Annotated in this window: 17 protein-coding genes and 1 pseudogene; 7 read left to right on the top strand and 11 right to left on the bottom strand. The window is 63.2% G+C overall.

Features of this window, described 5'->3' with window-relative positions; all coding sequences use genetic code 11:
• The first annotated feature begins 6 nt into the window (after nucleotides 1–6).
• Both ACVWW1_RS43970 and ACVWW1_RS43965 read left to right on the top strand, forming a co-directional pair.
• Nucleotides 7–669, top strand: a complete 663-nt coding sequence (locus tag ACVWW1_RS43970) for a sulfite oxidase-like oxidoreductase (protein WP_456660190.1) — start codon at nucleotides 7–9, stop codon at nucleotides 667–669.
• A 161-nt stretch (nucleotides 670–830) separates the two neighbouring features.
• Nucleotides 831–2,051, top strand: a complete 1,221-nt coding sequence (locus ACVWW1_RS43965) for a bifunctional alpha/beta hydrolase/OsmC family protein (RefSeq protein ID WP_456660189.1) — start codon at nucleotides 831–833, stop codon at nucleotides 2,049–2,051.
• Between the two features lie 211 nt (nucleotides 2,052–2,262).
• Here ACVWW1_RS43965 and pdxR read toward each other — a convergent pair whose 3' ends face one another.
• Nucleotides 2,263–3,720 carry a MocR-like pyridoxine biosynthesis transcription factor PdxR gene (pdxR, locus tag ACVWW1_RS43960; protein WP_456660188.1) on the bottom strand — a complete coding sequence of 486 codons (1,458 nt, stop codon included), beginning with the start codon at nucleotides 3,718–3,720 and terminating at the stop codon, nucleotides 2,263–2,265.
• A gap of 81 nt (nucleotides 3,721–3,801) precedes the next feature.
• On the opposite strand from pdxR, the gene ACVWW1_RS43955 reads away from it, so the two are divergent.
• Nucleotides 3,802–4,710, top strand: coding sequence for a DMT family transporter (locus ACVWW1_RS43955; protein ID WP_456660187.1), 909 nt, complete (start codon nucleotides 3,802–3,804; stop codon nucleotides 4,708–4,710).
• A 474-nt stretch (nucleotides 4,711–5,184) separates the two neighbouring features.
• Nucleotides 5,185–7,305 carry an MASE1 domain-containing protein gene (locus ACVWW1_RS43950; protein WP_456660186.1) on the top strand — a complete coding sequence of 707 codons (2,121 nt, stop codon included), beginning with the start codon at nucleotides 5,185–5,187 and terminating at the stop codon, nucleotides 7,303–7,305.
• Here the strand turns inward: ACVWW1_RS43950 and ACVWW1_RS43945 are convergent.
• Nucleotides 7,300–7,962 carry a response regulator gene (locus ACVWW1_RS43945; protein WP_456660185.1) on the bottom strand — a complete coding sequence of 221 codons (663 nt, stop codon included), beginning with the start codon at nucleotides 7,960–7,962 and terminating at the stop codon, nucleotides 7,300–7,302. The two genes, ACVWW1_RS43950 and ACVWW1_RS43945, sit on opposite strands and share 6 nt — an antisense overlap.
• 451 nt (nucleotides 7,963–8,413) lie before the next feature.
• Here ACVWW1_RS43945 and opgC point away from each other — a divergent pair, with 451 nt between their 5' ends.
• The 3 genes and pseudogenes from opgC to ACVWW1_RS43930 all read left to right on the top strand — a co-directional run bounded on the left by opgC (nucleotide 8,414) and on the right by ACVWW1_RS43930 (nucleotide 11,968).
• Nucleotides 8,414–9,919, top strand: coding sequence for an OpgC domain-containing protein (gene opgC / locus ACVWW1_RS43940; RefSeq protein WP_456660184.1), 1,506 nt, complete (start codon nucleotides 8,414–8,416; stop codon nucleotides 9,917–9,919).
• Nucleotides 9,920–9,949: 30 nt separating this feature from the next.
• Nucleotides 9,950–10,168 (top strand): hypothetical protein, encoded by a 219-nt coding sequence (locus ACVWW1_RS43935; RefSeq protein WP_456660183.1) that lies wholly within the window; start codon nucleotides 9,950–9,952, stop codon nucleotides 10,166–10,168.
• 449 nt (nucleotides 10,169–10,617) lie between these two features.
• Nucleotides 10,618–11,968 (top strand): annotated as a pseudogene (locus tag ACVWW1_RS43930) (IS701 family transposase).
• Between the two features lie 142 nt (nucleotides 11,969–12,110).
• On the opposite strand, the gene ACVWW1_RS43925 reads toward ACVWW1_RS43930, so the two are convergent.
• The 9 genes from ACVWW1_RS43925 to paaA form a co-directional block, all read right to left on the bottom strand.
• A complete protein-coding gene (locus tag ACVWW1_RS43925) occupies nucleotides 12,111–13,166 on the bottom strand; it encodes a YeeE/YedE family protein (RefSeq protein ID WP_456660182.1) in 1,056 nt (351 codons plus the stop codon).
• Nucleotides 13,167–13,406: 240 nt separating this feature from the next.
• Complete coding sequence (gene iaaH / locus ACVWW1_RS43920; protein WP_456660181.1) at nucleotides 13,407–14,837, bottom strand: indoleacetamide hydrolase; 1,431 nt, start codon at nucleotides 14,835–14,837, stop codon at nucleotides 13,407–13,409.
• 35 nt (nucleotides 14,838–14,872) lie between these two features.
• Complete coding sequence (gene paaK / locus ACVWW1_RS43915; RefSeq protein WP_456660180.1) at nucleotides 14,873–16,204, bottom strand: phenylacetate--CoA ligase PaaK; 1,332 nt, start codon at nucleotides 16,202–16,204, stop codon at nucleotides 14,873–14,875.
• Nucleotides 16,205–16,223: 19 nt separating this feature from the next.
• Nucleotides 16,224–16,694 (bottom strand): hydroxyphenylacetyl-CoA thioesterase PaaI, encoded by a 471-nt coding sequence (gene paaI / locus ACVWW1_RS43910; RefSeq protein ID WP_456660179.1) that lies wholly within the window; start codon nucleotides 16,692–16,694, stop codon nucleotides 16,224–16,226.
• A gap of 94 nt (nucleotides 16,695–16,788) precedes the next feature.
• Entirely contained in the window at nucleotides 16,789–17,865 is a 1,077-nt protein-coding gene (gene paaE, locus ACVWW1_RS43905; protein WP_456660178.1) for a 1,2-phenylacetyl-CoA epoxidase subunit PaaE, read from the bottom strand.
• A gap of 2 nt (nucleotides 17,866–17,867) precedes the next feature.
• Entirely contained in the window at nucleotides 17,868–18,371 is a 504-nt protein-coding gene (paaD, locus tag ACVWW1_RS43900; RefSeq protein ID WP_342710428.1) for a 1,2-phenylacetyl-CoA epoxidase subunit PaaD, read from the bottom strand.
• Nucleotides 18,365–19,141, bottom strand: a complete 777-nt coding sequence (paaC, locus tag ACVWW1_RS43895; protein ID WP_456660177.1) for a 1,2-phenylacetyl-CoA epoxidase subunit PaaC — start codon at nucleotides 19,139–19,141, stop codon at nucleotides 18,365–18,367. Before paaC ends, paaD begins: the two co-directional genes overlap by 7 nt.
• A gap of 143 nt (nucleotides 19,142–19,284) precedes the next feature.
• Nucleotides 19,285–19,572: a 1,2-phenylacetyl-CoA epoxidase subunit PaaB gene (paaB, locus tag ACVWW1_RS43890; protein ID WP_024579339.1), complete on the bottom strand. Its 288-nt coding sequence runs from the start codon at nucleotides 19,570–19,572 to the stop codon at nucleotides 19,285–19,287.
• 13 nt (nucleotides 19,573–19,585) lie between these two features.
• On the bottom strand, nucleotides 19,586–20,578 hold the full coding sequence (gene paaA / locus ACVWW1_RS43885; RefSeq protein WP_456660176.1) for a 1,2-phenylacetyl-CoA epoxidase subunit PaaA: 993 nt from the start codon (nucleotides 20,576–20,578) through the stop codon (nucleotides 19,586–19,588).
• Nucleotides 20,579–20,604: the final 26 nt, after the last annotated feature.

Raw genomic sequence — 20,604 nt, 5'->3', positions numbered from 1 at the left:
ACGCCGATGACCGACGACGCCGAGCCACCCGAGAGCAAGCTGACGCGCAGCAAGCAGCGCTGGGCGCGCGAGGGCAAGTTCCTTACCGGCAAGATCACCCGCCCTGAGGAGCAGCGCCTGCCGCCGGGCCAGCATCTGACGGCAGACTGGCCGGTGCTCGATCTCGGGCTGATGCCGAACGTGACGCGGGAGCGCTGGCGGCTCGACGTCCACGGCGCGGTCGAGCAGACGATCTACTGGACCTGGCCGCAATTCATGGCGCAGCCGCAGACCCAATTCGTCTCCGACATCCACTGCGTCACCACCTGGTCGCGCTACGACAATCAGTGGGAGGGGCTTGCGACCCGCGACCTGCTCGCCGCCTGCCAGCCGCGCGAGGACGCGCGGTTCGTCGCGCTGCATTCGTATGACGGCTATACGACAAACCTGGCGCTCGAGGATTTTGCCGCCGAGGACGCGCTGCTCGCCCATAGCTGGTCGGGCAAGCCGCTGGAGCAGGAGCATGGCGGCCCGGTGCGGCTGGTCGTGCCGCATCTGTATTTCTGGAAAAGCGCGAAGTGGCTGCAGCGCATCGAATTTTTGACCGACGATGCGCCCGGCTTCTGGGAGGTGCGCGGCTATCACAATCGCGGTGATCCCTGGGCCGAACAGCGCTATTCTGGCGACTAGGCCCGCGCCTTCACCTCTCCCTTAGGGAGAGGTCGGCGCGAAGCGCCGGGTGAGGGATTAAGGTCTATCGATAGAGCGTTACCCCTCACCCGAATTTCTCGCTACGCTCGAATTCGACCTCTCCCCATGGGAGAGGTGAAGAATGATCCCGGGAGCCGATGATGCCGCATGAACGCTTTCAATTCACCGGTGTGGGCGGCCATCAGCTTGCCGCCGCGCTTGATACGCCGGACGGCCCGATCAAGGCCCATGCGCTGTTCGCGCACTGCTTCACCTGCGGCAAGGACGTACTGGCGGCCAAGCGTATCGCGGTTGCGCTCGCCGCCAAAGGCATCGCCACGCTGCGGTTCGACTTCACCGGCCTCGGCTCCAGCGAGGGCGACTTCGCCAATTCGACGTTCACGTCGAACGTCGCCGATCTCGTCCGCGCCGCCGACCATTTGCGCGAGACGCGCAAGGCGCCCGCGATCCTGATCGGCCACAGCCTCGGCGGCGCCGCGATCCTCGCGGCCGCTGGCCGGATTCCCGAGGCGAAGGCGGTCGCCACCATTGCGGCGCCGTCCGATCCCGTCCATGTCACGCACTTTTTCAGGGACCGGATCGAGGACATCCGCGCGCAGGGTGAAGGCGAAGTCTCGCTCGCCGGCCGCCCGTTCCGCATCAAGCGCGAATTCCTCGACGACGTCGCCGAGCAGAATCTGATGGTGCAGGTAAAGCAGCTACACAAGGCGCTGCTGGTCATGCACTCGCCGACCGACGACACTGTCGGCATCGACAACGCCACCAATATCTTCATTGCGGCCAAGCACCCGAAGAGCTTCGTCTCGCTTGCCGGCGCGGATCACCTCCTGAGCGGCAAGCAGGATGCCGCCTATGTCGCCGACGTGATCGGCGCCTGGGCCGAGCGCTACATCGACCTCGCGCCGCAGCCGGCAGCCGACACCGGCAGCGCGCCGCGCAACGTCGTGGTGCAGGAGACCCGCGCCAGCAAATTCCAGCAGACCGTCACCACGGGTCCGCATCGGATGCTGGCCGACGAACCGGTTGCCGTCGGCGGCCAGGATTCCGGCCCTGGGCCTTACGATTTCCTGCTCACGGGTCTCGGCGCCTGCACTTCGATGACGATGCGAATGTATGCCGACCGCAAGTCGCTGCCGGTCGATCGCATCACCGTAACGCTCCAGCACAATAAGATTTATGCGAAGGATTGCGAGGAGTGCGAGACGCGCGACGGCATGCTCGACCAGATCGACCGCGTGATCAGGATCGAGGGCGACCTCGACGCCGATCAGCGCAAGCGGCTGATGGAGATCGCCGACAAGTGCCCGGTGCACAAGACGCTGACGTCGGAGGTCCGGATCGTCACCAAGGCGGCGGATTGAGCCCTCGACGCAGCGAGACGGGGCGAGCCGTGGCAGCATGGCGGCTGCGTCCCCCTCCCGCCTGCGGGCCGTCGCAGGGGTGCGCTGAAAAATATCGAAAACAACCCCATGCAAAGGTTGCCGGCGGCCGCCTGCGTTCGACAAGGCTACTTGACACGTCGGGCAACTCAGGGATATTCTTCTATTATTCCGAAATTCCGCGAGCGCCCCTCTACCCACGCGCCGCGCGCTTGCCGGTCAGGCAATTCGCCATGATCCGGACCGCGGCGCCGATCTCGTTCTCGCGCCACGCGGCGAAGCCGAGCAGCAGGCCCTGGTCGTGCGGCCGCTCCAGCGCAAGGCTCGACAGCGCGCGCACCTCGACGCCGGCTGCGACCAGGCGGGTCACGGCGCTCCGGTCCGCGGCGCCATCCTTGAATCGGGCAATCAACTGCATGCCGCCCGGCGGGACTTCGGCTGTCAGCACCGACTCGAGCTGCCGCGCCAGCGCCGCCGCGAGGTGATCGCGGCGCGCGCGATAGATCCGCCGCATTCGCCGGACATGCGCCAGGAAATACCCGTCGGCCATGAAGCCGGCCAGCGCTTCCTGGACGTGCACGGAAGCCATCAGTCCGAGATGGCGCTGCGCGATCTCCGTCGTCCGTGCCAGTGACGGCGGCACCACCAGATAGCCGATGCGGATATCGGCGGTCGTCGCCTTGGCGAAGGTGCCGAGATAGAGCACGCGTCCCTCGCGATCGAGCCCCTGCAGGGCCGGCATCGGCCGGCTGTCATAGTGAAACTCGCCGTCGTAATCGTCCTCGACGATCCAGGTCTTGCCGGGCTCGGCCGCCGCCAGCAGCTCGGTGCGGCGCGCAACCGGCATCACGCGCCCGGTCGGGTGCTGATGCGACGGCGTGGTGAAGATCAGCTTCGGCGCGCGCGCCTCGCGCGTCCGCATCATGCCCCATTGATCGAGCCTGACACCGACGACGTCGGCGCCGGCGGCGCGAAACGCCGCCGCGGCGCCGGGATAGCCGGGATCTTCGGTCCACACCGCGTCGCCGGCCACGATGGCGGTCGCGGCGATCAGCGTCAGCGCCGCCTGCGCCGTCGGCAGGATCAGGATCTGATCGGCCTCGGCGCGCACGCCGCGGCTGATTTCGAGGTAATCGCGCAAGGCCTCGCGCAGGCTCGGCCGGTTGATCACGGTCTGGTCGTTGAAGCGGCGGCGCAGCGCGCTGCGCCGCAGGCAGCGTGCCCAGATCTCGTGCGGAAACTCGCGCGCATCCGCAAGCCCGGGACGCAGCGGCCGGAAATCGGCCTGGTAGGACAGCGGCCAGTCCGTGTCCGAGAGCTGCAAGGCCCAGGGCGACAGCAGCGGCTTGCGGTCGGCATCGCTCCGTGGCGCCGGCACCGCCCTGGCGAAGCGCGCCTCGATATCGTCCGTGACCACCGGCCGCCGCCGCGCGGCGACGCGCAGATACCCCTCGGCCGCGAGCTGCTCGTAGGCATGCGTGACCGTGTTGCGCGACACGTCGAGCTCGGCCGCAAGCGTGCGGCTCGACGGCAGTACGGCCCCGCTCCTGATCCGGCCGCTCGCCATCAGCCCACGCAGCTGCTGCGTCAGCTGCGCGGTCAGCCCGGCATCATCGGCACGCTTCAGCGCGAGCAATTCGGCGAGGATCAATCTGGCTCCTTTGATCTGTCAAATCTGGCTCTTTCGAGAGAGCCAGCGCGATCCTATTCACAAGTGGTATCGCCTGCAAGGATGCCGCCCGTGAACTCATCGCTCTCCCCTGCCAAAGCCGCTGCCTTGTTCATCGTCGTGGTGCTGGCCTGGGGCATCAACTGGTCGGTGACGAAATCGCTGGTCGAGGCCGTGCCGCCGCTGTGGACCGCATCGATCCGCAGCTGGGTCGCCCTGATCGCCCTGCTGGTGATCCTGCGCGCCAGCGGCAATTTGATCATTCCGCGGATCGCCGATGTCCCGGTCGTGCTCAGCGTCGCGCTCTTGCACATGACGTTCTTCTCGACCCTGGTCGCCGCCGGCCTGCGCTATCTGCCGGCCAGCAAGGGCGTCGTGCTCGGCTACACCACGCCGCTGTGGGTCGCGCTGGCCGCGGGCGCGGCGCGCACCGAACGGCTCGGCGCGCTCAAGCTCGTCGGCGTCGCGTTGGGACTCGCCGGGCTCTGCGTGATCCTCAACCCGGCATCGCTCGACTGGAGCAATCTGCATGTCATCGCCGGCGCCGGCATGATCATCATCGCCGCGATTTGCTGGGCCGCGAACATCATCTATATCCGCTCACACCGCTGGATCGCGACGCCGCTGCAGCTGTTGCTGTGGCAGGTGCTGGTCGCGACGGTGGTGCTGACCACGACGGCGCTGGTCACCGAGGGCGTGCCCACGGTGACATGGTCGCCGCACCTCGTGCTGCTGTTCCTCTATTCCGGCTTCATCGGCACGGCGCTGGCCTATTGGGCGATGTCGATGGTCAACAAGAGCCTGCCGGCGCTGACGACCTCGCTCGGCACCACCGCGACGCCGATCGTCGGCATCGTGACCGCGGCGCTGCTGCTCGGCGAGCCGATCGACCTCTCGCTGGCCATTGCCGCGGCGCTGATCGTCGGCGGCATTGCGCTGAGCTCGCTCGCCGACGCGCCGTCGCGCGCCTGAAGCGGAATGAGTTTTGGTTGAATCGGCTTGCGGCGGTTTCGTTCCACCTCTTCCCATCGGGGAGAGGTGAACCTTCGACGCCGTTTCGGGCAGGCCCCGATTAGACGCTTACAGGGTTGAAGCGGACGTCAGCCAGCCGACAATCTCCGCTGAGACCGTCGAAAATGACCCTTTTCAGACTTCGCAGGGCAAAGGCTAACTACCCAGCTCCGCGTTCGGCTAACTCGAAATGGGTAGTTTCCTCAATGAACCCGAATTGCGATTATACGGGGCAATTAGCGGTGGCCGCCGGGGTTGTGAGGGCGGCGTTGACTCCTATCAGAGTCAGCGACAGGTCGCTTAGCTCCGAAAAGTTGGTGCACCTTAGATGCTCCAGTCTGTCGGTAGTAAAAAGTAGCGATCTTTGATCTTTATCAAGGAGATCAAAAGGTCAGCCATGATGGACGATCCAACTGCCTGATCCAGGCGTCGACGATGTCCGATCCACGATCACTGACGCCGGAGATAAAGTTCCGCCGAAGCTTTAGCGGTGCCGTCGGCCTGATCGCAATTGGAGTGACCTATTTCGCCTTGGCAAAAGGCGGCCTTGCTCTCGCCTCTATTCATCCCAATGCAACGCCGATTTGGCCACCGACGGGTGTCGCGCTGGCGGCGGTGCTGTTGTGGGGATATCGGACTTCGCCCGCAATTTTCATGGCAGCGGCGATGGCCAATGCGACGACCGCCGGCTCGGTTGCCACCGCAATTGCGATTGCGACCGGTAACTCTCTTGAAGCGGTTGTTGGCGCTTACCTGATCAATCGATGGTCGAGCGGATGTAATACTTTTTCGACGCCAAACTCCGTCGCGAAGTTCGCTCTGATTTGCTTCCTGATCGCAACACCGATCAGCGCCAGCATTGGACTGACCAGCCTGGCAACCGCCGGGTACATCGATCGGACGAATTTCGCGAACGCCTGGGTCACATGGTGGCTGGGAGATGCGACCGGCGCGCTGGTCATTGCCCCCGTTATCGTGCTTTGGGCATCAAGCCGTTACCACGCTTTCAACCGCAATGAATTTTTGGAGACGGTCGGCGTCCTCGCAACAGCGGCGGCTGTTGGACTCATTGCTTTCAGCCCCCTGATCGAGCAAACGCCGAGCCGAAATCCACTGGGTTTTCTTGCGATCCTGCCAATGTTGTGGGCGGCGCTGCGCCGCGGTCCACGTGACACCGCAACAGTTGCGCTGGTGCTTGCGAGCATCACGATTTGGGGGACGCTCACGGGCGGCGGCCCGTTCACGACCGCGGATATCAACGTTTCATTCCTGCTTGTGCTGATGTTCTTGATCAGTATTACTGTTCCAAGCTTGTTACTAAGTGCCGACGTCGAGGTCCGCAAGAAAGCGGAGGAAAGTCTGCGCCGCTCGCAGATCGAACTCGAACGGAAGGTCGCAGAGCGTACGCAAGAGCTGGAGCTCGCCAATGCAGCAAAATCGCGCTTTCTTGCCATGGCAAGCCATGATTTGCGGCAGCCATTACATGCACTAGGCCTGTTCGTTGCACAGCTGCGCACGCCGCTCAAATCGTGGGAAATGGCAAAGACGATCGAGCGGATCGATGCAACGCGCAAAGAAATGGATGAAATGTTCAATTCGCTCTTGGATATTTCCAGGCTCGATGCCGGAATCTTTACACCCACAATTACCAAATTTCCGATCGCGCGCCTGTTGCAAACAATTGAGACTAGATTTGATCAGGCAACGCGAGAAAAAGGCTTGCGTCTACGCGTTAGGCGAAGTGACGCCTGGGTGCGGAGCGACGCGATGCTGCTCGAACGCATACTGCTCAATCTGGTATCCAACGCTGTGCGCTATACATTGCGGGGTGGGATCATCGTCGGATGTCGTCGCCGCGGTGAAATATTGCGTATCGAGGTATGGGATAGCGGTCCCGGCATTCCTGAGGATCAGAAGCAGAATATCTATGGCGAGTTTTATCAACTTCCTGGCCCAGAAAAGAACCGGTACGGCGGCCTGGGGCTCGGCCTGGCTATTGTCGACAGGCTTCGCGTGCTTCTCAACCACCAAATTGACTTAGCTTCGACCGTGGGCCGAGGTTCGCGATTCGCAATCCTGGTTCCAATTGCCGATGAACGCGTCACGTCCACCGAGCCCGTCGACTCACCTCGCCCCGCAGTCTTTGCGGTCGAAGGCAGGGTAATTCTTGTTATTGCCGATGCTCCAATTGTGCTGGAGGAAACGGGCGGATTGCTTGGCAAATGGGGATACTGCGTCCTGACCGCCGGATCCGACGAAGGTGCACTTATCCGACTTGCTGAGCGCCAACAACGCCCCGATCTCATAATCTCGGATTATCATCTTGCGAGCGGAAAGACCGGGATCCGAGCAATTGAACAAATTAATGCGGTGTTTGGCTCATCAATTCCAGCCATCCTCATCAGCGGCGATACGGCACCCGAACCACTACGTGACGCCAAGGATAGAGGGTACATTTTGCTGCACAAGCCTGTAGACCCAATGCGGCTCCGCGCTGTCATGCACGAGTTCTTTAGGGATCATGACGATAGGAGAGACACCGGGGCGGCTTTATGACTCAGATTTCGGCGACAATTCCCAACCCATTTTTCCTACTTTTATTACCGCCTCGGTGCGGCTCGTTGCGTTGAGCGCCTTGAGAACGACCGTGATGTGGTTCTTCACTGTCGGCACTGCCATATTGAGGGTCCTGGCAATGGTCTTGTTGGTTTTTCCCTTCATCAGGAGCGCAAGCACTTCAATCTGCCGATCGGTCAACCCGAGACCCTTGGGAGAGTCGCGCGTCGCTAGCTTATTTGTAAGCCGCGGAGACGTTGTTTCCTCAAGAATCTCCGAGGGAATGTAAATTCCGCCGGAGAACACTAACCTGATAGCGTTCAACATGACCTCACGTTCGGTAGTCTTGGGGATGAAACCCAGAGCGCCAAGTCTGAAAGCCCGCTTGACTGTATCTTGATCATCCGAGGACGAGAGAATGATGATAGCAATGGTCGCATAGCGGTCACGCAGTTCGCGGAGGACAGCGAAGCCATCTCGATCAGGTAAATTGATATCAAGCAAAATGAGGTTGATGTCGGGATGTTCCTCGACCATGTGCACGGCCTGACGGCCGTTCGAAGCTTCAAATATGACGGCCTCTCGCTTCAGTTGTTTCACGACAGCGTGCAGCGCCTCGCGAATTAATGCATGATCGTCGACAATAAGAACCTTCATAAAAAGCTCTCCGTCATTCCATTGCACGGAGATCCAAATGAAAAATCATACACCCGCCTTCGGGTCTTTGGCGAGGAAGAAGCCGGCGGAAGACCGGCTCCCGAAACCGTCCATCCTCTATCCTTGGCCCAGCCAGCGGTTCGCCATCAGGCACTCAAGGTAGGAGCCGAATGCCGTTGTGCGCTGTAATTGTAATCACCTCACAGTAGGCAACGAGAAAGCGAGTGCGGACCACGAGGGTTGTGGGCTCAGAGTCTCCTACGCCGGTGCGCAACCGTGATCGATGCCGAGATCTGTACGGTACCTTGATCGTAGGACCTAGGAACCTCTCACTGTGGACCTCCGGCTGATTTACGCGCTGTGCCGTTGAACTACCATCGTCAATGGACAGCCTCGCGCGCGAGGAGGTTCCACCAAGCGCCGCCGTACGATCGTTATCGCAATAGCGTTCGTGGCCGGGCTCGGCGTGAAGCAACTCGAGACTGCGCCGTTGTCACGCCCCGGCCGTTTTTCAGATTCGGTCCCTCTTGAGGCGCGCTCGCACGCCGGACGGGGCAATCAGATGCATGATCGAACTGCCGCTTCGAAGCCATTGGTAGCCGCGCTGCCGGAGCTGAAAGGCTACGGCCGTGATCTGCGCATTGATGCCTGCCGCGGCATCGCGCTCGGGTGCATCTTTCTTGACCATGTCCCCAACAATATCGGGAGCTGGCTGACACTGCGCAACTACGGCTTCAGCGATGCCGCGGAGGTATTCATGTTTCTTTCGGGTTTGACCTGCGCGCTGGCCTACGGCAAGGCACGGCAGACCGGGGGCTGGACCGGCGTGATCGGCCGAACGCTGTGGCGAAGCTGGGATATTTATGTCGCATTTCTGCTGCTCACGCTCGCCTGCCCCATCATGGTTCACCTCGCAGGCAGCGGCCATCTTGCCGATGAGAGCAATACGCGCATTCTGTTGGAAGCGCCGGGCGCGACGCTCGCGCACGCGGCGATCCTGCAGTACCGCCCCGTCAACACCGACATCTTGCCGCTCTTCGTGCTTTATCACCTTTTGTTCGCGCCGCTGCTGTGGCTGCTGCTGCGAGCGCCGAACGCAACGCTCGGCGCGTCGCTGCTGCTTTATGCGCTGGCGCACGTCTTCGGCTGGACCATCCCGGCATGGCCGAACGGCCACTGGTTCTTCAATCCGCTGGCCTGGCAGCTGCCGCTTGTGCTTGGCGCGTGGTGGATCGTCGAGGGCAAGAGATTCCGACCGTGGGTGACCTCACGCGCCGCGCTTGTGCCTGCCGTTCTCTATCTGGTGTTCAGCCTCATCACCGCGTTGAGCGGGAGCATTAAATCGCTGGAAGTGCTGGTCCCGCAGGCTCTGCTTTACCCGATGGACAAATCGAATCTCGCCCCTTTGCGACTGCTGCATTTCTTGGCCCTTGCGGTTTTGTTCGTATCGTTCGTGCCTCGCGATTGGCGAGGGCTGACGACGCCGGTGATGCGTGGCGCCATTCGCTGCGGCCAGAACTCGCTGCCAATCTACTGCCTCGGCGTACTGCTGACGCTCGCCAGCCAGCTGGCGCTGCTCGACATCTCGGAGGGGCTGACGATGCAGATTGCGCTCAGCGTTGGTGGCGTCCTGGTGATGATCGTGGCGGCGACGCTGCTGAATTTGATCAAGATCAAACCGAGGCAGCAGCCGCTCGCGAAGGCCGTCGAGCAGCCAACCAGGTTTGAGCTGGTCATCAATCCCATGACAGCCATGGCGCTCGGCGTTGACATTCCGCCCACGCTACTCGGCTGTGCCGACGAGGTTGATCGACTAAAGATGCTGTTTGCTCCGGTGCGCAAGTCCGGCTGCAGCGCTGATCCAGTGCCAACAATCGCGCACGCCTTCGGGCCACCGACGAAAAATGTGGGTCAGGACGTGAATTGGATCACAAGGACTGTGGAGCCTGCCCCTTAATCTTCCGGCCATCGTACAGGAGCCAAAGCCATGATTTCCCACCCAAAGACCCACAAGGGAGCGGTGCTGATCGCGGCGTACGTGACCCTTGCCTGCGTAGCGGCATTACTGTCGGTCAACCTGACATCACCCACCAGCGCCGCGCTCGGCGCTGACTGGCGGTGCAGCCGGTTTGCGCTCGTACTCACGACCTGCACCCCGGTGCGTGCACATGAGACCCTTTCCACTGGCGTGGGCAAGCGGACCTAAGCCTAGTACGCGGCAAACCGAATCATGCTGCGAATGTCAGCTGAAATCAGCGCACACACTTTGCGAGGGTTCCTTTCCTAATTTTGAGCCGGGCTGCCGATACGCTCGGCCAATTCCAACAGCTGCTCGGTCGGCGCTCGGTTGGAAATTTCGGGACAGCACTACTACTGCTCGTTCGTCCCGAACGGTGACTTCGGGACATCCTGCTTCAACGGCAATTATATTCTACGAGCCCCGACGCTCCTTAGAAATGGATATTTCGCCACGATGTCCGGAGGTGGCCCATCGCGACGTACTGCGCTGCCGCACGAACTTGGCCGCTATAGGAGCAAAGCGGACGTAGTCACCAGTCACATGACGCCGCCGGGTTTATAGGCACACGGCCTAACACTACTTTGGCAGATTGTTGGTTTTGCCGCGCTTTATAGGATTCCCGAATCAATTTTTCAATGATTCATGGGTGGTCGGCTCTTGGAGGGCTGACCATGGCAGTATGGGAAAGACGAGCTTGAACGCTGGCTGATGCCGTTCTTGAACCGGCTGGGTCATAAGACTCGGCAGCGGATGTGTCCTCTGTATGTTGCGGGACTGATCGGTCCTGGCGATCGCAAGAGTGTTCAGCCGATGGCGGAGCGCCTCGCCACGGGCAACTACGACCAGCTGCACCATTTCATTGCGGACGGTGTCTGGGACGCGACGCCGCTGGAGACGGAGTTGCTTAACCAGGCGGACCGACTTGTCGGCGGTAGCGATGCAGTGCTCGTTATTGATGACACGTCACTGCCGAAGAAGGGCGAACGCTCGGTTGGTGTTGCGGCTCAATACGCGTCGGCTCTTGGCAAAACGGCAAATTGCCAAACGCTGGTGTCTTTGACGCTTGCGCGCGGTGAAGTGCCAGTGATGGTCGCGTTACGCCTCTTTCTGCCTGATAGTTGGACAAGCGACGTGTCTCGCTTGAAGCGCGCTCGCGTGCCAGTCGAACACCGAACGCCACGATCCAAGCCAGAAATTGCTTTGGCCGAGATCGACCGGGCGATGGCAGCCAACGTGCACTTTGGATGTGTGCTGGCGGATGCTGGATACGGACTTAGCGCACCGTTTCGACAAGGGCTAACGGAGCGCGGGCTGGCCTGGGCGGTCGGCATTCCTCGACACCTGAAGGTGTATCCGGTCGATGTGAAGCTCATTTGGCCGATGACCAAAGTCCGCGGGAAACCACGAAAGCACCACGTGCCCGATATCTTATCGATTGCGGCAGAACAAATGCTGGCCAGTGCCAAATGGAAAGCCGTGAGCTGGCGTAGCGGGACGAAAGGTCGGCTGAAAGCCCGATTTGCTGCTCTCCGTGTCCGCACCGCCGACGGCCCTCCTCAGCGGATTTGGGATAAGGGTCAGCAGCATCTCCCGGGCGACGAAGCTTGGCTCATTGGCGAGCAACGTGCCTCGGGGGAGAAGAAATACTATCTTGCCAATCTCCCTGCCGCGACGGATCTGCGCACACTGGCCGCCACCATCAAAGCAAGATGGATTTGTGAGCAGGCGCATCAGCAATTGAAGGAGGAGCTCGGACTTGATCACTTCGAGGGGCGATCATGGCAGGGTCTTCATCGCCACGCGCTGATGACAATGATCGCCTACGCCTTCCTGCAACATCGTCGCCTCGCACACGCGGGGCGGAAAAAAAAGAATCAACGGACCTCCGCCTCAGCCAACCATGCCCGCCGTACGTCACGCCATCGTCGATCTCATCCTTCGGCCGCCGTCTCAGCGGTGTCCATACTGCCGAAAACAAATCCTTGAAAAACACTGGCGCAAATAGATTCTGCCAAAGTAGTGCTAATCTCATCACACTTTAGACCATGATCCGGAAAAGCGTGAAGCGGTTTTCCGTCGCGACAAACGCGGAATGGCTTTGCGCGGAGATCACGCTCAAACAAGAGCTTCAAGCCGTTGCCAGCGGCCTGACCCGCAGCGCGCCGCGCAGGCCGGCGCCGGTCCCGAGCATGATGCCGGCGATTGCGATGAAGGACGACAGCGACAGCGTCGACAGGCCGGTCAGCCCCTGCCCGACCGAGCAGCCGAATGCCATCACGCCGCCCGCGCCCATCAGCGCGGCGCCGCCTGCCGAACGCAGCATATGCTGCGGCGAGCGATAGCCTTCGAGCTGGAAGCGCCCGGTGGCGATCGCCGTGACCAGGCTGCCGGCAAACACGCCGAACACAGTGATGATGCCGAAATTGAGCGTCGAGCCGGTCGACAGCATGACATATTGCAGGGCGTCGGCGATCGGCGCGATGAAGGTGAGCGAGGTTACCGGCACCGGATTGAAATCATCGGCGCCGAGATAACCGGTCGCGTACCAGCCGCCCGCCACCAGCAGGCCGACGATCAGGCCGGCCGCGATCTGGCCGGGCGATTTCCGGAACGGCGCATGGGCAAAGGCGAAAATGATCAGGACGGCTGATAGCACCGAGGCCGCCACCAGCCGCGCCGGCACCGCGCCGAGGCCGATACTTGCCAACAGCACCGGCGCCGAATTGGCTGATACCGTGGCCTGCGAGGCCTGCACCATCGCGATGCGCATGGGCGCGATCAGGCCCTTCAGCGTCATCTCGGCAAAGATGCCGAGCACGATCACGACCACGAAGGAACGCAGATTGCCGCGGCCGAGCAGCACCAGCGCCCGCGAGCCGCAGCCGTTCGACAGCACCATGCCGTAGCCGAACAAGAGCCCGCCGAGGAACATCATCGGCGCCGAGAACGACGGTTGCAGATAGATCGACTTGCCGAGATCGACGAGGCCCGCCGCCGCCAGCAGCTGCGAGGCCGCGATCGCAACCCCCATCGCCAGCGCGTAGGTGCGCACCAGCCGGCCATCGCCGTCCGCCCACCAGCCGCGCAGGCCGCTCATCATGCAGAAGCCGCTGACGAGCCCGACCGAGCCGTAGATCAGGCCGATGACCAGGGCGGCGAGGATGACGATCGTGGCGGGGTCCATGACAATCCTTCAATTGCCTTCGTCACTGCGGGCGAAGCGAACAGCGCGCCGCAAGACGCGCGGATCGTGGCGGCTAGGCGGCCTCAGGCCATGACTAGTCGACTGGTCGATCAATTCAAGGGGCTTGTTGCGGGAGGCCTAGAGCCCCGTTCCGATCGAATCGGAACGGGGCTCTGGATTCTTGTTTCGACGCGTTTTCTTCACGCGAACCGGTAGCCACTTCGCTCGAAAACGCTCTGGTCAGAGCTGCGGTGGTGGGGCCGTGCCCAGGATCGCTTCGATCGACAAGCCAAGCCCGAGCAATCTGGCATCGCTGCCGACCGGACCGTCGAGCTCGAGCCCGACCGGCAGGCCATCGGGCGTCATGCCGGCATAGAGCGACAGCCCGGGAAGGCCGGCATTGCTGCCGGGATCGGTGTTGCGGATCATGGTGCCGAAGGTCGGCGCCGGCTCGCCGCCATTGATCGACATCTCGCCAGATCCGGTCTTCTCGTCGATGACGGGCGCAGGCGCGATCGTGGTCGGAAACAGGATGGCGTCCAGTTTGTTGTCCCTGAGATACGCCGCATAGATCGCCTGTAGCGCCGGCCGCTGCACCTTGATCGCATCGTCATAGGCGGCACCGAACGCGTCCGCCGTGATGGCGCCGAACGCGCCGACGACGTCGGGACTGGCGACGCCGGCCGCGATATCGGACAACGTGATCCCTTCAATTCCGGAGGCCTTGAGCCAGGCCGGGATATCGGCGATCGGTTCATGCAGCGCGACCACGAAGGACACCTTGCCGTTCTGCTCGAACAGATCAGGCATATCGACATCGACCAGCACCGCGCCGGCCGCCGTGAGCCGCGCACAGGCTGCGCGGGCAACGGTCTCGACATCGCGATCGAGGCCGCTCCAGAAACAGGCGGGAATACCGAGACGCACGCCGTGTAGCGGAATGGCTGACGCCAGCGGCGTGCCTGTGATCACGGCATCGAGCAGCGCGACGTCGGCGACCGTGCGTCCCATCGGGCCGACCGTGTCGCGGGTATGGCTGATCGGAACCACCTGGTTGTCGTCGTGATAGCGCCGCTCGGTGCCGCCATCGCCGACCGAAGGCCGCAGGCCCACGGTCCCGGTCAGCGCCGCGGGCACGCGGGTCGAGCCGCCGGTGTCCGATCCGAGGCCGCAGGTGGCGATACGCGCGGCGATCGCCGCCGAGGTTCCGCCCGATGAGCCGCCCGGGATCCTGTTGGTGTCGTAGGGATTCCGCACCGGTCCCGCGAACGGCGCAAGATTGGTGCTGGTGATGCCGAAGGCGAGTTCGTGCAGATTGGTCTTGCCGATGACCACAGCACCGGCATCGAGCAGCTTCTGCAGCGACGGCGCATTGCGCGCAGGCCGCGCGTGTTGCAGCGCCGGAGTGCCGCCCGATGTCGGCAGGTCTGACGTGTTGATGTTGTCCTTCACGACGATCGGAAGCCCAGCGAGCACACCGGTGCGCGTGCCGGCATCGACCTGGCGCGCCGCCGCCAGCGCGCCGTCGCGGTTCAGCACGATGAAGGCGTTGAGGTGCTTGAGCCGCTCAGCACGATCGAGCGCCGCCTCGACGACGCTGACCGCCGTCACCTTGCCGTCGCGGATTTCAGCCACGATCTCCGCAGCGGTCGCTTCTTTGGTATCTGCCATGGATTCCCGCGCCCTCTTGGATTGCGGGCGAGAGGCTATTCTTTCGGCCGCTTGTCGTAAACACGTTTCGCCTTGCCGAGCGAACGCTCCAGCGTCTCGGGCGCGACGACGCGGACCCGGGTGGAGATGCCGATCGTGTTCTTGATGAAAGCGGAAACCTTCTGGGCATGCGCGGTCAGCCCCTCGCCGTCCCAGCTCTCGGGCCGGGCTTCGGCGAGCACCGTCATCTCGTCCATGCGGCCCTCGCGGGTCAGCTCGATGACGAAATGGCCGCCGCACCAGTCGGTCGCCAGCAGCGCTTCCTCGATCTGGGTCGGGAACACGTTGACGCCGCGCAGGATGATCATGTCGTCGGAGCGGCCGGTCACCTTCTCCATCCGCCGCATGCCGGGCCGCGCCGTGCCGGGCAACAGCCGCGTCAGGTCGCGGGTCCGGTAGCGGATGATCGGGAAGGCTTCCTTGGTCAGCGAGGTGAACACCAGTTCGCCCTTCTCGCCGTCGGGCAGCACATTGCCGGTCAGGGGATCGATCACTTCAGGATAGAAGTGATCCTCCCAGATGTGCAGGCCGTCCTTGGTCTCCACGCATTCCTGCGCGACACCGGGGCCGATCACCTCCGACAGGCCGTAGATATCTGTCGCATCCATGTCGAAGGCCTGCTCGATCTCGACGCGCATCGCATTGGTCCAGGGCTCGGCGCCGAAGATGCCGAACTTCAGCGACGACTTGCGCGGGTCGAGCCCCTGCCGCTTGAACTCGTCGAGGATCGCCAGCATGTAGCTCGGCGTCACCGTGATGATGTCGGGCCGGAAATCATTGATGAGCTGTACCTGCCGCTCGGTCATGCCGCCGGAGATCGGGATCACGGTGCAGCCGAGCCGCTCGGCGCCGTAATGCGCGCCGAGACCGCCGGTGAACAGGCCATAGCCATAGGCATTGTGCATCAACATGCCGGTGCGGCCGCCGGCGGCGCGGATCGAGCGCGCCATCACGTCCGCCCAAGTATCGATGTCGGCCCTGGTGTAGCCGACCACGATCGGCTTGCCGGTCGTGCCGGAGGAAGCATGGACGCGCACCAGTTGTTCGCGCGGCACCGCGAACATGTTGAAGGGATAATTGTCGCGCAGATCCGTCTTCACCGTGAAGGGAAATCTTGCGAGATCGGAAAGCTGCTTGAAATCGGACGGGTGCACGCCCGCCGCGTCGAACGCCTTCCTGTAGTGCGCGACATTGTCATAGGCGTGCTTGAGCGACCAGGCCAGCCGCCTGGTCTGCAGCGCCATGATCTCGTCGCGCGAGGCGCGTTCGGCCGCATCGAGCTCGGCGTGATAACCGCCGTCCTTGACCTTGAGCTTTGCCGTTGCCATCGACGTTTCCCCTGAAGCCTTATGCCTTGATGTCCGTGTCCGGCAGCCAGCTGCCTTGTATCACGCGCGAATGCCCACGAAACTCGGCGATCACGCTGTCGCCGGCGGTGACGCGCACGTCGTAAATTCCCGAGCGGCCGCTGCGCGAGATCTCGCGCGCGGTCGCCACCAGACGGTCGCCGAGCTTGCCGGGCCGGATGAAGGTGACGTTGCCCTGCGCCGCCACCGCGCGATCGTTGCGGCTGTTGCAGGCAAAAGCGAAGGCTGAGTCAGCGAGCGTGAAGATGTAGCCGCCATGGCAGATGCGCTGGCCGTTGACCATGTGCGGCTGCACCGTCATCGCCATCACCGCCTGCCCCGGCTTGATCTCGACCAGCTCCATGCCGAGGCCCTTGCTGGCGTCGTCTTCCTTCCACATCGCATCCGCGCAGGCGCGGGCCAAATCTTCCTGCGTCATGTCCTCGGGCGATAGCGTGGCCTTCACGTTCACATTGAACTCCCTGTCTGCGGGCCCGTTGCAACGGGCTTCTTGGCGTCAAATTAGTGTTGGGCGCGACACCGGGGGTGTCAACGCGCAGAAAGAATTAGACGTGGTCGTAGTCGACCACGACCTTGCCGGAGCACGGCTTGGCCTGGCAGGTGAGGATGAACCCCGCCTTCAGCTCCCACGGCTCCAGCGAATAGTTCAGATCCATCGGTGCCACGCCTTCGACGAGCTTGGCGCGGCAGGTCGAGCACATGCCGCCCTTGCAGGCGAACGGCAAATCCATGCCGGCGCGCAGCGCGGCATCGAGGATCGATTCGCCCTCGGCCACCGGGACCTCGCGGCGCTTGCCGTCGATGATCAGTCCGGCGATCGCCTTCGGCGGCGCGCCGGCCGGCACGACCACCTTCGCGCGCGGCTTGCCGCCGAATTCCGACACGAAGCGCTCGACATGGATGCGCTCTGCGGCGATGCCGATTTCGCGGCAGGTCGCCTCGATGGTCTCGCTCATTGCGGCCGGGCCGCAGACGAAGACATGATCGACGGTCGAGGCCGGCACCAGCGAGCGCAGCAGCACCCGCACCTTCTCGCCGTCGAGCCGGCCGTGCAGGATCGGAATGTCCTGCTCTTCACCCGAGATGACGTGGAACACCGAGAGCCGCTGCATGAAGCGGTCCTTCAGCTCCTCCAGCGCCTCGCGGAACAACATGCCCTCGGTCGAGCGGTTGCCGTAGAACAGGAAGAAGCGGCTGTCCGGCTCGCGCGCCAGCACGCCCTTGATGATCGAGAGGATCGGCGTGATGCCGCTGCCGGCGGCGAAGCCGACATAGGTCCGCGCCTCGCCGGGCGCATGCGCGACGCCGAAACGGCCGGTCGGCGTCATCACGTCGAGCTCGTCGCCGGCCTTCAGCTCGTCGGCGGCCCAGTTCGAGAAGGCGCCGCCATCGACCTTCTTCACCGCGATGCGCAATTCGCCGTCGTCGGGGCCGGAGCAGATCGAGTAGGAACGGCGGACTTCCTCGCCGTCCATCGTGGTACGCAGCGTCAGATACTGGCCCGGCGTGAAGCGGTAGTCGCCTTGCAGATCGTCGGGGATCGCAAAGGTCATCGAGATGGCATCCGACGCCTCGCGGCGCAGATCGCTGACGGACAGACGGTGGAATCGCGGGGTCGACATGGTCAATGACACTTGAAGTAGTCGAAGGGTTCACGGCAGCTCTTGCAACGCCACAGCGCCTTGCAGGAGGTCGAGCCGAACTCGGACAGCAGTTCGGTATCGCCTGACCCGCATTGCGGGCACGCGACCGCCTGCTCGCCGAACAGCGCGCGGCGCGAGGAGCCTGGCAGCGGCGGCGCGATGCCGTATTCCCTGAGCTTGCGTCGGCCGTCCTCGCTCATCCAGTCGGTGGTCCACGCCGGCGACAGCACGGTGCGGACCTTCGGCTGGTGAATGCCCTCGCGTTCCAGCGCAAGCTCGATCTCGAGCGCGATCATGTTCATCGCGGGACAGCCGGAATAGGTCGGCGTGATCGCGACCTCGACATGGCCGTCGTGGACCGCGACATCGCGCAGCACGCCGAGATCGGCGATGGTCAGCACCGGGATTTCGGGATCGACCACCTGCGCAGCCGCGCTCCAGGCGCGCCGGCGCAGATCTGCATCGCTGAGCGCCACCGTCACCATGTTGCCTCCGGAAAGGTCCGCTGCATCGATTGCAGCTCGCTGAGGAGATGGCCGAGATGCTCGCTGTGGCTGCCGGTGCGGCCGCCCTGCTGCATCCAGTTGCCTGATGGCAGCGACAGCGTCGCCTCGTTGACGATGCCGGTGACCGTCTTCAGCCAGCGCGGCTTGAGCGCCGCAGCATCGATCGCGATGCCGGCCTCGATCAGGCCGCGCTCGCTGTCGTCGACCGCGAACATCTCGCCGGTATAGGCCCAGAGATCGTCGATCGCATCCTGCACGCGGCGGTGGCTCTCCTCGGTGCCGTCGCCGAGACGGACGATCCATTCCGACGAATGCCGCAAATGATAGGCGCTCTCCTTCTCCGACTTCGCCGCGATAGCGGCGAGCGTCGGATCGGACGAGGCCATCATCGCGCGCCAATAGGGATCGGCGAATGCCGCGTAGAAGAACTGCCGCACCATGGTGCGGGCAAAGTCGCCGTTCGGCTGTTCGACCAGCAGCAGATTGCGGTACTGCCTGACGTCGCGCAGATAGGCGAACTTGTCCTCGTCGTTGTCCTTGCCTTCGACCTTGGCCGCATACGTGTAGAGCTCGCGGGCCTGGCCGAGCAGGTCGAGACCCATATTGGCGAGCGCCATGTCCTCTTCCAGCGCGGGCGCATGGCCGCACCATTCGGATAGCCGATGACCGAGGATCAGCGCATCGTCGGCGCGGCGCAGCGCATAGAGCACCAGCGGCGTTTCGGAGACTGCGATATTGGCGGTTGCCATGTTCCCTATTCCACCTGCATCCACTGCTCGACGTCATCCTGGGGAGCCTGCGCAGCAGGCGTCTCGAAGGATGGCCGCGGTTACCATCGGGGCGTCATGGTTCGAGACGACGCTGCGCGCCTCCTCACCATGACGGGCGAAAGTCACATATGTCCGACTTCGTCGGGCACGTCGTAGAAGGTCGGGTGGCGGTAGATCTTGGATTCCGCCGGCTCGAACATCATGCCCTTCTCGGACGGGTCGGACGCGGTGATCGCGTTCGAGGGCACCACCCAGATCGACAGCCCCTCGCCGCGGCGGGTGTAGATATCGCGCGCAGCCTGCAGCGCCAGCGTCGAGTCCGCCGCATGCAGCGAGCCGACATGCTTGTGCGCTAGGCCGTTGCGGCTGCGGATGAAGACTTCCCAGAGCGGAACGTTCGGCGTGGCCATCTCTAGCGCTCCCTTATTCTGCGGCTTGCGCGAGCTGGCGGCTCTTGCGCTTCTCGGCATAGGCCATCGCTGCCTCGCGGACCCAGGCGCCTTCGTCATGCGCCTTGCGGCGCGCGGCGAGGCGATCGCGGTTGCAGGGGCCGTTGCCGGCGAGCACCTGCTTGAACTCGTCCCAGTCGATCGGGCTGTGCACCCAATTGCCGTTCTCGTTCTGCTTCATGTCGGGATCGGGAATCGTCAGCCCGAGGAACTCGGCCTGCGGCACGGTGGCGTCGATGAATTTCTGGCGCAGCTCGTCGTTGGAGAAGCGCTTGATCTTCCACTTCGTCGAGGTGTCGCTGTGCTGGCTGACCTGGTCCGGCGGGCCGAACATCATCAGCACCGGCCACCACCAGCGATCGAGCGCGTTCTGCGCCATCGCCTTCTGCTCCGCGGTGCCGCGGCACAGCGTCACCATGATCTCAAAACCCTGGCGCTGGTGGAATGACTCTTCCTTGCAGACGCGGATCATCGCGCGCGCATAGGGACCGTAGGAGCACCGGCACAACGGGATCTGGTTCATGATCGCGGCGCCGTCGACCAGCCAGCCGACGGTGCCGATGTCGGCCCAGGTCAGGGTCGGATAATTGAAGATCGATGAGTATTTCGCCTTGCCCGAGAGCATCGCGTCGACGAGCTCCTCGCGCGAGGTGCCGAGCGTCTCGGCGGCGGCGTAGAGATAGAGCCCGTGGCCACATTCGTCCTGCACCTTGGCGAGCAGCGCGGCCTTGCGGCGCAGCGACGGCGCACGGGTGATCCAGTTGCCTTCCGGCAGCATGCCGACGATTTCGGAATGGGCGTGCTGGGAAATCTGCCGGGTCAGCGTCTTGCGATAGGCCGCGGGCATCCAGTCGTTCGGCTCGATCCGCTCGTCGGCATCGATGCGGGCCTGGAACTGACTGGCACGGGCGACATCCTCGACGCCGCGATCGTCGCCGTCGGATGAATTGAGCGCCTGCGTATACATGGCCGACCTCCCGGTGTGTTGTTGGG

This window comes from Bradyrhizobium sp. JR3.5 (assembly GCF_054057015.1).
This window is presented reverse-complemented; position numbering and strand designations above follow the sequence as displayed.

Coding starts and splice junctions, on each gene's coding strand:
- ACVWW1_RS43970 (WP_456660190.1), top strand. CDS start 7: ATGACCGACGACGCCGAGCCACCCGAGAGCAAGCTGACGCGCAGCAAG.
- ACVWW1_RS43965 (WP_456660189.1), top strand. CDS start 831: ATGCCGCATGAACGCTTTCAATTCACCGGTGTGGGCGGCCATCAGCTT.
- ACVWW1_RS43955 (WP_456660187.1), top strand. CDS start 3,802: ATGCCGCCCGTGAACTCATCGCTCTCCCCTGCCAAAGCCGCTGCCTTG.
- ACVWW1_RS43950 (WP_456660186.1), top strand. CDS start 5,185: ATGTCCGATCCACGATCACTGACGCCGGAGATAAAGTTCCGCCGAAGC.
- ACVWW1_RS43945 (WP_456660185.1), bottom strand. CDS start 7,962: ATGAAGGTTCTTATTGTCGACGATCATGCATTAATTCGCGAGGCGCTG.
- ACVWW1_RS43935 (WP_456660183.1), top strand. CDS start 9,950: ATGATTTCCCACCCAAAGACCCACAAGGGAGCGGTGCTGATCGCGGCG.
- ACVWW1_RS43925 (WP_456660182.1), bottom strand. CDS start 13,166: ATGGACCCCGCCACGATCGTCATCCTCGCCGCCCTGGTCATCGGCCTG.
- iaaH (WP_456660181.1), bottom strand. CDS start 14,837: ATGGCAGATACCAAAGAAGCGACCGCTGCGGAGATCGTGGCTGAAATC.
- paaK (WP_456660180.1), bottom strand. CDS start 16,204: ATGGCAACGGCAAAGCTCAAGGTCAAGGACGGCGGTTATCACGCCGAG.
- paaE (WP_456660178.1), bottom strand. CDS start 17,865: ATGTCGACCCCGCGATTCCACCGTCTGTCCGTCAGCGATCTGCGCCGC.
- paaD (WP_342710428.1), bottom strand. CDS start 18,371: ATGGTGACGGTGGCGCTCAGCGATGCAGATCTGCGCCGGCGCGCCTGG.
- paaC (WP_456660177.1), bottom strand. CDS start 19,141: ATGGCAACCGCCAATATCGCAGTCTCCGAAACGCCGCTGGTGCTCTAT.
- paaB (WP_024579339.1), bottom strand. CDS start 19,572: ATGGCCACGCCGAACGTTCCGCTCTGGGAAGTCTTCATCCGCAGCCGC.
- paaA (WP_456660176.1), bottom strand. CDS start 20,578: ATGTATACGCAGGCGCTCAATTCATCCGACGGCGACGATCGCGGCGTC.